Consider the following 7999-nt stretch of genomic DNA (forward strand, 5'->3'; position numbering starts at 1 on the left):
GATAATTTGTAATGGCTTTTCTACTTCCAGTGCTTGTCTGAATCTTAAGCCTGCAGATGTTTGTTGTGTCATATTCCTTTCCACGGCATTACTAATAATTTTCGAAATTCGAGTATAGCCATATTTTTTTGCAACTCTATGCCCTTGTAGAACAAAAACTCTAAAACTTTAGTCATATAATTCACTATTCACATTTCTGTTGTTATTCTTTAGTCAAAGAACAGCTATTTTTTAGCAAATAAGAAAAGTACCCATATTTTTGCTATAATTACTCATTAATCATCACTTTTTTTGTTGAAAATTATCATTTTATGCAAAATTTAGCGTACCTCGAACCTTTAGACTTGCCCCAGACTCGGCGCGGGCATGAGCGTTGTGTTGCGCTATTAGAAAGTGCGACTGAATTATTTTTAAAGCGTGGTTTTGATGCGGTATCACTTGACGATATTGTCAATCATGCAGGTGGTTCCAAAGCCTCTATTTACAAATATTTTGGAAATAAGGACGGCTTATTTAAAGCGATTTGTGATTATCGCCGAAATTTATTTTTTAAAGATATTTCCGTACCGTTTAATGTAAATCAAGATAGCGATCTTCGCACTTACCTCATCAATACTTTGGTAAATTTTCACCAACATATTGTTATTCCTGAAAATGCAGCTTTTATGCGTTTAATTTTAGAGCAAACTGGACGTAATCCTGATATTGCCCAATATATTCATGAACAAGGCCCTAAACACATTCAAAAAGAGATTGCTGAAATTCTATCTCAAGCGCATGAGCGGGGTTTAATTTACTGTGAAAACCCTCTGTTTTCTGCGCAATTTTATTTTGGCATACTGCGTAATTTGGAATGGCGTATCTTAATGGGTATTTCCATTGATGATGATGCTCAAGAAACAGACAACTACATCAGTTATTCGGTTGATCGATTCTTAGACGGTCACCAAAAGCGCTAGTTTTTTTGCAATTTTGCATTTATTTAGTATAGAGTATTTGATCTTCTTTTCTTTTAACCAACCAACAATTAATTGTTGTTTACTTTTTAATTCAGCAATTATTGTGGAGTAATCATGGCTCTGCGTCACTTTCTTACTTTACGCGACTTATCAACTTTAGAACTTAACCAAATTGTGCAGCGCGGAATCGAGCTCAAGCGCAAACAACATAACAATGAAGTTTTCCAGCCTTTTGTTGGTAAAGTCATGGGTATGATTTTTGAAAAATCCAGTACCCGTACCCGTGTATCGTTTGAAGCAGGTATGAGTCAGTTTGGTGGAAGTGCAATTTTCCTTTCATCGCGTGACTCTCAATTAGGTCGTGGTGAACCTGTCGAAGATTCTGCACGTGTTATTTCAAGCATGCTTGATATTGTGATGATCCGTACTTTTGGTCATGACATTGTTGAACGCTTTGCATCTTACTCTAAAGTTCCAGTCATCAATGCATTAACAGATGATCACCACCCTTGCCAACTGCTGGCAGATGTACAAACTTTCGTTGAACATCGTGGTTCAATTGAAGGTAAAACTGTGGCTTGGATTGGTGATGGCAATAATATGTGTAATTCATATATTGAAGCTGCACATATGTGGGGCTTTAAGTTAAAAATTGCATCGCCTAAAGGCTATGAACCAAAAGAACAGTTCCTTTCAGAATTTGCTCATTGTGTAGAACTTGTAAATTCTGCTGAAGATGCTGCTGTAAATGCGGATCTGATTGTGACAGACGTTTGGGCAAGCATGGGCCAAGAAGAAGAGCAAAAAATCCGTGAAAAAGCCTTTGCTGATTATCAAGTCAATGAACGTCTAATGGATCTTGCGCACCCAGATTGCCTATTCATGCACTGCTTGCCGGCGCACCGCGGTGAAGAGATTTCAGAAAACATGCTGGACCATAAAAATGCTGTGGTTTGGGATGAAGCTGAAAACCGCCTACATGCACAAAAAGCACTGGTCGAATTTTTGCTTAACGAAAGTCTAAAAAAAGACTAAATTAATCCTATAATAAAAAAGCACCTTCTGGTGCTTTTTTTGTTCCTGCATGCTTTAATAAAACCATAACTTTAATAAGTGATTTAAATTATGCAAATTCAAAAATGCTTTTTATTTATAGCAACTTTAGGTCTTAGTTCAATTACAATTGCCGCACAACCAACAGAGCTCGATCAGTATCTGGTGAAAAAAGGGATTTTAGATTCCTCTTTTAAAATTAAAAATTCGCACGCTTTAAATGAAATACTCTCTGCAATTAGTGATGAAGATTCGCGCACACTTCCCTTTCAAGTCGACCAAAATATGCTGATGGAAAAAATGGAGGTTTCAGCAAATAAAATTGAAATCGACGGTATTATTACCACGCCTGACTTTACTCAATTCGCAGAATCTGTTGGTCAACAACAAGTGAAACAACTGATTAAGAAAAATTCTTTGCAAAATTGTGCTTTATTATTTGAACATCAATTTCAACGCGTAAACCCTTACATCTTAGAAATGGATTTATCTTCAACTCAGCAAAAGTATGAAATTAAAATCCATAATACTGAATGCAAATTCAATTAAGTTTCATTTTTGCAGCACTGGGTTTATAGCCTTTATCTCATATTTAGCGAATTAAACCTTGTGGCTGCAAAATTATTACTGCTGCGCCAACCAATACAATCACACCACCAAATACATCCCATCTGCTTAGGCTAACTTGATCGACAAAGCGTAGCCACATGAGTGCTGTAAATATATAAACCCCACCATAGGCCGCATAAATGCGCCCTGAAGCAGCTGGATGTAAGGTTAACAGCCAAACGAATGCTGCAAGTGCCAATGCTGTCGGGACCCAGAGCCAATGGGATTTATTTTGATTTAAAATCAAATACGGAAAATAACAGCCTAAAATTTCCATTACGGCTGTAATCAAAAATAATAAAAAAGTCGTAAACACTTTGGTGAAATGAATATCCATAAGGTCTAAATCACAGGATCCAAAATAAATTTTTAGTCAAAAAATAACCCGTGAGAACACGGGTTATTTCGAAGAATTATCTTAATTAAGCAGGTTCAGCCGTTTGATCTTCAAACACTTCAAGTTTCAAACCAATAGCTTTACCATTTTCTTTCTTCACTGACACAGCAACATTACCGCCATGCTCAGCAAGCTCACCAAACAAGATCATTTCCGCTAAAGGTTTTTTCAAATGTTCTTGAATTAAGCGTTGCATTGGTCGAGCACCCATTAAGCGATCATAGCCATTTTCAGCCATCCACTCACGTGCATCTTGATCAACTTCAAGAATGACTTTTTTGTCATCCAATTGCGCCTGTAATTCAGTTAAGAACTTATCCACCACATTTTCAATAACTGTAGTTGGTAATGCTTTAAATTGAATCACGCCATCTAAACGGTTACGGAACTCTGGTGAGAATGCTTTTTTCATCGCATCCTGATTATCATTACTGTTGTCTTGTTCTTTAAAACCAATGCTGACACGGGCAATACTTTCTGCGCCAATATTGGTTGTTAAAACAAGGACGACATTACGGAAGTCTGATTTACGGCCATTATTGTCGGTCAATGAGCCATGATCCATAATTTGCAATAATAAATTGAATACGTCTGGATGCGCTTTCTCAATTTCATCAAGCAATAAAACACAATGCGGATTTTTGTGAATCGCATCAGTGAGTAAACCACCCTGATCGAAACCAACATAGCCCGGAGGTGCACCAATTAAACGAGATACTGCATGACGCTCCATATATTCCGACATATCGAAACGTACCAGCTCAACACCTAAAAGTTTTGCCAACTGTTTAGTGACTTCGGTTTTACCAACGCCTGTAGGCCCCGCAAATACAAAGTTACCTACGGGCTTATCCGGTGCTTTCAAGCCTGCGCGAGAAAGTTTGATTGCAGATGCAAGAGCTTCAATTGCCTCATCCTGACCAAACACTACACGCTTAAGGTCTCGTTCCAGATTTTCCAGAACGCTCTTGTCGTCTTTAGATACCGTTTTCGGTGGAATACGTGCAATTTTAGATACGATATCTTCAATATTTTCTACCGAAATCACCGTGCCTTCTTGCTCTGCTTTTAAGCGGCGCTGTGCACCCGCTTCATCAATCACGTCAATGGCTTTATCTGGCAAGAAACGATCATTAATAAATTTCGCTGAGAGTTCCACCGCAGAGACCAAAGCTTGGTCGTCATATTTCACATGGTGGAAATCTTCAAACTTAGATTTTAATCCACGTAAAATATCAATAGTTTCTGAAATTGACGGCTCGTTCACATCGATCTTTTGGAAACGGCGTGATAAAGCATGATCTTTTTCAAAGACTTGACGATATTCTTGGAAAGTGGTCGAACCAATGCAGCGTAATGAACCATTTGCCAAAGCGGGTTTAATTAAATTCGATGCATCCATGGTACTGCCCATACTTGAGCCTGCACCAATGATCATGTGAATTTCATCAATAAATAGAATGGCTTCTGGTTTTTTCTTCAAGGCATTTAAAAGTTGCTTTAAACGCTTTTCAAAATCACCACGGTATTTTGTACCCGCAACCAATGCACCAATATCTAAACTAAATACTTCAGCATTTTCTAAGGGTTTAGGGGCTTTAGCATTGACAATTAACCACGCCAGGCCTTCAGCAATTGAAGTTTTACCGACCCCAGGGTCGCCCACTAAAAGTGGATTATTTTTGCGGCGACGGCAAAGAATTTGTGCTGTGCGCTCAATTTCTTTTTCACGGCCAATCAGTGGATCTGTTTTGCCCTTTTGCGCTTCTGCGTTCAAGTTGGTGGTATACAGTTCCAAAGGTCCTGCATTTGGCGATGAAATTGTTTCACCATCAATTTCTTCAATTTCTTCTTCCGCCTGAACTTCATCTTTACGCGTACCGTGTGACAAGTACTGAGTCAAAGTTAAGCGGTTGATTTGATGGCGTTTAAGCAAATACACCGCGAAAGAATCACGCTCTGAATACATCGCGACTAAAATGTCCGCACCTTCTACCGTACGGTCATTACCACTCGATTGCACATGGAAAATGGCACGTTGTAAAATGCGATCAAAGCTTTCTGTAGGATGTGGTGCTTGATCGCTATTTTCTGCAAGTTTTGGGGTATGTTGTTCTACATATTCTTCAAGTTCTTTACGAAGAACAATAATGTCTGCACCGCATGCTTTTAATGCATTTACAGCGGAGTCGTTGTCGAGTAAAGCCAATAATAAATGTTCAACCGTCAGAAACTCATGTCTCTTTTGACGAGCCATGCTGACAGCCAAACGTAATGATACTTCTAATTGACGACTGAGCATGTAATCCCCTTATTAATCTTTTGGCTCAATCTGACAAAGTAATGGATGACTTTGTGATCGAGCGTAATTATTGACTTGGTTTGCCTTAGTCTCCGCAATGTCCCGCGGATAAACCCCTGCAACACCCTTTCCTTCATAATGTACAGTTAGCATTACTTGAGTCGCTTGGTCAAGATTCAAAGCAAAGTATTGTTGTAAAATTTCAATTACAAAGTCCATTGGGGTGTAATCGTCGTTCATTAAAACGACAGCATACATTGGAGGACGTTTTAATTCAGGTGGTGCAGTCAACACTTGAATGTCAGAATCACCGTCATCCTGCGTACCTTGGCTGATAGTCGGGTTTAGATGCCAGTCCACTAAACCTGATTGGTAAAATGAATTTTTGATGTCAGATAAACACGTTTGACGCTTATTGGTTCGCATAGGATTATGGTTTCACACTTAGTTTGCACTTGCTTCAGTTTGAGGAATTTCTGAAAGGAAGGCAGATTGATTTTCAACAGGCTGACCTTTAGACCAGCTAAAACGACGAACTACAGGTTTATTCCCTGAAAGTCGTACTTCAATAAATTCTGGCGTAAAGCCTTTAGGTATAGTCCAGCGCCCAGTCAGACGTTCACTTTCGGTAAAATTAAAGTTTTTGTCTTCTAATGGTACGACCAAAACTTCTGTACCTTTAATAAGACGAAGCTCAATACTTCCTGAAGCAGAACTTTTTGAAGGACTAACCTGAACCAAATCAAGCTGGTATTCATAAGCATTTTCTGGTAGCGGTTTAATCGCAAGATGCTGTACAGCCAATGGCATACCACCACGTTGGCGCAGCACTTCACGATATAACACGCCTAAATTGCCAGAAAGCTCTTGCTCATCACGCGCTTTGTTGACAGCCAGATACAAATCATTGGAATTGCTGACCGCAACATCACGTTCTTGAATCGCAGCATTCAAATTTTTATTTAAGGTTGCAAGTTCAGTTTTTTGCTTTTGCACAACATCGACCAGTTGTTCTGCATCAGCATCGTAACCAACAACTGTTAAGCCCTGTCGATGACCAATACTATATCCGAGTAAGCCGCTGCTCAGTGCAAGTACAACCGCACCTATTGCCAGTGGCATATTCGTCTTCATAAAAGGCGTCTTTTCACTGTGTTCCGGCTGTGACGTGATATTTGATTCTGTATTCGACATCGTCATCTCTTAATTTGAACTGATTCAAGTCACACATTTAAATCCAGATTTAAATGTGTGTGAAGTCTAAAAACGTTTCTTATGGTAATAAACCAATGTCTTGTAAGCCTGCATTTTCAGCAAAACCAAACATAAGGTTCATATTTTGGACAGCTTGTCCTGCTGCGCCTTTGACTAAGTTATCTTGTGCCACAAGAATCACTAATTTTTTTGGTTGTGGTTTGCAAAGTGCAATACGCAATTGGTTCGCTCCACGTACTGTACGGGTTTCTGGTGAACTACCCGCAGGCATCACATCGACAAACTGTTCATTGGCATAGAACTGCTCATATAAACTTTGTAAATCTGCTGCTGCTCCTGCATCAGTCAAATCAATATAAATTGTGCTGAGCATACCGCGAATCATTGGGACTAAGTGTGGCACGAATAAAATTTCGTTAAACACACCTTTTTGACCTGAAATATTTTCCAATGCTTCAACAATTTCTGGGTGATGGCGATGACCAGCAACACCATAGGCTTTGAAGTTGTCGGCATTTTCAGAGTAAATCATACCAAGACTGGCTTTACGTCCTGCACCTGAAACACCTGATTTCGCATCAATAATAATGCTTTCAGGTTTCACCAATGCGTCAGCTTTTAAAACTGGTGCTAAACCTAGTTGAACAGTCGTTGGATAACAACCTGGGTTGCCAATTACATTGGCTTGTTTAATTTGTTCACGGTTGAGTTCTGACAGACCGTAAACTGAATCTTTTAATAGTTCTGGGCAAGCATGATCCAGACCATACCATTTTTCGAACTGTGCTAAGTCTTGCAAACGGAAGTCTGCTGCTAAATCGATAACTTTAGTATTTGCAGTAACAAGTGCTTCAGCATGTTTCATCGCTACGCCATGCGGTGTTGCAAAAAATACAACATCACATTGTTTAAGCTCATCAATATTGAGGTCTGAATAGCAAAGGTCAGTATGTCCACGTAAGCTTGGGAACATATCATCGACACGACGGCCATTTTCAGTACGTGAAGTCAGCACTTTTACTTCTGCATTTGGATGTCGTAGCAAAAGACGCAACAATTCAACGCCTGTGTAACCCGTTCCACCTACAATACCTACTGAAATCACGCCTAATTACCTCTTTATAAAGTATTCATTTCCAAGTCAGATAGTATGACAGGAAGTTATGATTTTCTGAACTGTTTTGGTTGGGATTAAATTTATTTATTTCCGTTTCTTTGATACTTGAAGGCAATTTAAACCTATAAATTTCGTAGTAAATATAAAATTTTGTATGAGAGAAATGAGCCAAACTTAGGCTATTTGATAGGTACACATCTGAATACGTCATCTATCTGATTCTACTTTTGACGGTATTTTACCTATTCAAAATTTTTCGATTTTTAAATTAGGGGCTTAGGAAGCTAAAGAGGATTTTCACGGAGTAATTTAAGCAAATCAAGATACAAATTTTGATGTCGATGATT

Annotated in this window: 8 protein-coding genes; 3 read left to right on the top strand and 5 right to left on the bottom strand. The window is 38.9% G+C overall.

Going from position 1 to position 7999, the window contains the following annotated elements; all coding sequences use genetic code 11:
• Positions 1-311 precede the first annotated feature (311 nt).
• The 3 genes from ACN6OV_RS08295 (at position 312) to ACN6OV_RS08305 (ending at position 2561) form a co-directional block, all read left to right on the top strand.
• A complete protein-coding gene (locus ACN6OV_RS08295; protein ID WP_427951838.1) occupies positions 312-959 on the top strand; it encodes a TetR/AcrR family transcriptional regulator in 648 nt (215 codons plus the stop codon).
• Between the two features lie 114 nt (positions 960-1073).
• Positions 1074-1994: an ornithine carbamoyltransferase gene (gene argF, locus ACN6OV_RS08300; protein WP_427951841.1), complete on the top strand. Its 921-nt coding sequence runs from the start codon at positions 1074-1076 to the stop codon at positions 1992-1994.
• A gap of 90 nt (positions 1995-2084) precedes the next feature.
• Positions 2085-2561, top strand: coding sequence for a hypothetical protein (locus ACN6OV_RS08305; RefSeq protein WP_427951844.1), 477 nt, complete (start codon positions 2085-2087; stop codon positions 2559-2561).
• Between the two features lie 43 nt (positions 2562-2604).
• Here ACN6OV_RS08305 and ACN6OV_RS08310 read toward each other — a convergent pair whose 3' ends face one another.
• The 5 genes from ACN6OV_RS08310 to argC all read right to left on the bottom strand — a co-directional run bounded on the left by ACN6OV_RS08310 (position 2605) and on the right by argC (position 7640).
• Complete coding sequence (locus ACN6OV_RS08310; RefSeq protein ID WP_427951847.1) at positions 2605-2958, bottom strand: YnfA family protein; 354 nt, start codon at positions 2956-2958, stop codon at positions 2605-2607.
• Positions 2959-3043: 85 nt separating this feature from the next.
• Positions 3044-5320: an ATP-dependent Clp protease ATP-binding subunit ClpA gene (gene clpA / locus ACN6OV_RS08315; RefSeq protein WP_427951850.1), complete on the bottom strand. Its 2277-nt coding sequence runs from the start codon at positions 5318-5320 to the stop codon at positions 3044-3046.
• Positions 5321-5332: 12 nt separating this feature from the next.
• Positions 5333-5746 carry an ATP-dependent Clp protease adapter ClpS gene (clpS, locus tag ACN6OV_RS08320; protein WP_427951852.1) on the bottom strand — a complete coding sequence of 138 codons (414 nt, stop codon included), beginning with the start codon at positions 5744-5746 and terminating at the stop codon, positions 5333-5335.
• An 18-nt stretch (positions 5747-5764) separates the two neighbouring features.
• Positions 5765-6514 carry a DUF6776 family protein gene (locus ACN6OV_RS08325; protein WP_427951854.1) on the bottom strand — a complete coding sequence of 250 codons (750 nt, stop codon included), beginning with the start codon at positions 6512-6514 and terminating at the stop codon, positions 5765-5767.
• A gap of 79 nt (positions 6515-6593) precedes the next feature.
• The gene (gene argC, locus ACN6OV_RS08330; protein WP_427951857.1) at positions 6594-7640 is read right to left on the bottom strand and encodes an N-acetyl-gamma-glutamyl-phosphate reductase; all 1047 of its coding nucleotides are present in this window, start codon (positions 7638-7640) and stop codon (positions 6594-6596) included.
• Positions 7641-7999 lie beyond the last annotated feature (359 nt).

The sequence above is a fragment of the Acinetobacter sp. genome, from assembly GCF_050285345.1.
In the GTDB taxonomy this organism is placed as follows: domain Bacteria; phylum Pseudomonadota; class Gammaproteobacteria; order Pseudomonadales; family Moraxellaceae; genus Acinetobacter.